This window comes from Bilophila wadsworthia ATCC 49260 (assembly GCF_000701705.1).
Lineage (GTDB): Bacteria > Desulfobacterota > Desulfovibrionia > Desulfovibrionales > Desulfovibrionaceae > Bilophila > Bilophila wadsworthia.
Map to the genome: position 1 here is coordinate 2,878 of NZ_KL370819.1, position 2,232 is coordinate 5,109.

Sequence of the window (2,232 nt, forward strand, 5' to 3'; positions counted from 1 at the left end):
CGGAATACGCCCGGAGTACCGTCGCGCTGGTGGCCTTTGAAGCCTACCGGACGCTAGTGGAACGCACCCCGGAAGACACGGGCCGGGCGCGGGCGTCATGGAACCTCGGCGCGGAACCGAGCGACGCCGTGCCCCCGGCGGGCGATTACCCCGAGTTTCGGGGCGACGTGTCGGCCGCCGTGGAACAAGCCATCGCCAAAGTGGGGGCCGACGCGGAGTCGTTCAGCATCACAAGCGATCTCGACTATATGCCTTTCCTTGAGGCCGGATGGTCCGAGCAGGCCCCCGCGGGCTTCATCGCCCTTACCTTCCGGGAGGCCGCGGAACAGCTCGGGCAAATGGCGAGGGAAGCCTGATGTACGCGAGCCTCTTCGATCTCTACGCCGTGCTGGACGCCCTGCTCTTCCAGACGGTCGGCGCCGACGCCCGCATCCTTCCAATGGGGCAAAAGACCACGCCTTCACCCGATCAGGTGCTCGTCGCCCGCAAGCTGAACATGGGCAAGAGCTTCCGTGGGGAACTCGGCGGGCCGGACGCCCTCTCCAAGCGCGTGGGCGTCTATGTCGTCACGCTGTCCCTGCCCCCGGACATGCCCGTCCCCGCGGGCTACGCCTTGCAGGGGCGCATCGAAAACGCCTTCCGCCGTACCGCCCTCCCCTTGCCTTCCGGCGGGGAACTCCGATGCGAGGAAACAACGCTACAGGAGCCAGGAACGGGACAGGATGGGCGCTATACCCTGTCCGTCACCGTCGATCTGCACACCTTTTATACGACTCAGAGGAGCAAAGCATGAGCGAAAACACCTGCCCGAACGTCGCCCTTTCCCGAAACCAGAATATGTGGGTGGTGAAGGAGAGCGCGGACAAAACGCTCGAATTCCCAGCCGTAACCGACATTATCAACGTCACCGCCGATGTGTTCGCCAATCAGGAAATCCCAACCTCCGACAGCAAGGAAAAGGCGAATACGCTCAATAAACTGAACGTGTTCAACAGCAGTGCCAGCCCCGCCACCGCCAACTTCGGCATGTACCTGCGCCCCACCGCTCTGGATGCCGCCATGCAGGGGGACGCACTCATGCAGGCGCTTCAGGGCAAGCTGGCGGCACCCTTCACCGGAACCCTTGCCGACGCCCTCACGGACAGCGACGCGCAGCTTGTCGTCACCGTGACGTCGGGCCATGTCCCTCTGCGCGGCGTCATCGAAGTGACCAGCACCCCGTCAGGCAAGGAATTGATCCGTTACCGCAAAGCTGTGAAAGACGCCGCCAGCCCCGGCAAATGGCTCCTCTCCGAACTGACCAGAGGGTACAAGGGCACCACGGCGGCGTCCGGCGCGTCCGGTGCCGCCGTCTCCCTGAAAAGCCGGGCCTTCGTACAAGCCCTGTGCCGCCCCAACGTTTCCGCATGGATCGTCATCGACAAGACGTTGCAAGCCGTGCAGGGCTGCCACGTCACGGACGCCAGCATCTCCGTCACCAAGGAAGGGGCCGTGGAGCTGACCGGGACGCTCACCGGATGCCGGGTCTTCAACGCCGGGCCTTCCTCTGTGGCGGCTGAGGCGCAGACGTCCGCGACTTCCATCGCCGTCGAGGACGCGAAAGTGTTTTTCGTGGGGCAGAAAATCCAGAACACCACCAAGTCGGACGACAATTCCGGCAAGGGCTACGCCGTGACCGCCGTGGACGAACGTACGAACACACTGACCGTCGCGCCCGGCATCTCCGGCGCATGGGCCGTGGATGACGTGGTAACGTGGTGGATGCCCTACGGCCCCGCCATCGGCGCGGAGATGGAGAATACCGATTCCGTTATCCGCATCGACGGGACAACCGGGAAAATGCGCTCCTGCACCATCAAGTTCTCCACACCCACGGAGTTTACCGACGAGCTTGGCGACCACTTCCCCGGCCAGCCCATCGACACCATGAGGGCCTCCAGCGTGGATTTTGAATACTACATGCGCAACGACGCCGCCAAACGGCTCAGGGAAGGCAGCGAGGGCAAGGAAGTCCGGTTCGACGCGGAATTCGGCAGCGAGGAAGGCCGCAAGGTCGTCGTGGCCTGCCCCCGCATCAAGAACAAGATGCCCGCCATCAACGCCGATTCCGCGACCGTCACCCTTTCGCAATCCTCCGACATCCTCGGCGTGGCACTCGAAGACGCCGTGGAAATCATCCTCGAATAGCTCCGGCTCCCGCCGTCTCCTTTTCCGGCGGGGCCATTCTCCAAG

3 protein-coding genes are annotated in these 2,232 nt (G+C 63.8%); all 3 read left to right on the forward strand.

Going from position 1 to position 2,232, the window contains the following annotated elements:
- A partial coding sequence (locus tag T370_RS25475; protein WP_029437088.1) for a hypothetical protein occupies nucleotides 1-356 on the forward strand: 356 nt, incomplete at its 5' end.
- A complete protein-coding gene (locus T370_RS0122470) occupies nucleotides 356-793 on the forward strand; it encodes a hypothetical protein (protein ID WP_029437089.1) in 438 nt (145 codons plus the stop codon). The genes T370_RS25475 and T370_RS0122470, both read left to right, overlap by 1 nt.
- Nucleotides 790-2,187 carry a hypothetical protein gene (locus T370_RS0122475; RefSeq protein WP_029437090.1) on the forward strand — a complete coding sequence of 466 codons (1,398 nt, stop codon included), beginning with the start codon at nucleotides 790-792 and terminating at the stop codon, nucleotides 2,185-2,187. Before T370_RS0122470 ends, T370_RS0122475 begins: the two co-directional genes overlap by 4 nt.
- The last annotated feature ends 45 nt before the right edge of the window (nucleotides 2,188-2,232 follow it).